The sequence below is a fragment of the Psychrobacter piscatorii genome, from assembly GCF_904846415.1.
Lineage (GTDB): Bacteria > Pseudomonadota > Gammaproteobacteria > Pseudomonadales > Moraxellaceae > Psychrobacter > Psychrobacter piscatorii.
Genome location: NZ_CAJHAR010000111.1, coordinates 1 through 551 on the forward strand (window position 1 = coordinate 1; position 551 = coordinate 551).

Sequence of the window (551 nt, forward strand, 5' to 3'; positions counted from 1 at the left end):
TAACCCCAGTTCGGGATAAGGGCTCAAAAAAAAGATAAAAAAAGAAGTCCGAAGTTGCTAAAGTGAGTTTACCAAGACAAACTTCACAACAAGGACTTCTTACATGGACAACCTAACCGAACTATACTGCCATATTGACGACTTTTATCAGCAATTCAAACCTGAGTTTGACGCTCATTTAATCGCAACGGGACACCAAAGGTTAAGAGCATGCCAGATAAGTGTAGCAGAGATTATGACCATCTTGGTACTGTTTCATCAACTGCGGTATCGACAGTTTAAGGCGTTTTACTACCATCACATGCTTGGCATGATGAAACGGGAGTTTCCAAATCTGCCGAGCTACTCGCGATTTATAGAGCTTGTGCCGCGCAGTATCATGCCACTGTGTGCCTACTTGCAAAGCATGATGGGCGACTGTACAGGTATCAGCTATATTGATTCAACCAAGATAGCAGTTTGTCATAACAAGCGTATCTACCGTCATAAAGTCTTTAAGGGACTTGCAACCCGAGGCAAAAGCAGCATGGGCTGGTTCTATGGCTTTAAGC

General features: G+C 43.4%; 1 protein-coding gene. It reads left to right on the forward strand.

Translation table 11 applies throughout. From position 1 onward, the window contains the following. Positions 1–103: 103 nt before the first annotated feature. On the forward strand, positions 104–551 hold a 448-nt coding region (locus JMX83_RS15100; RefSeq protein WP_320157671.1), incomplete at its 3' end, for a transposase.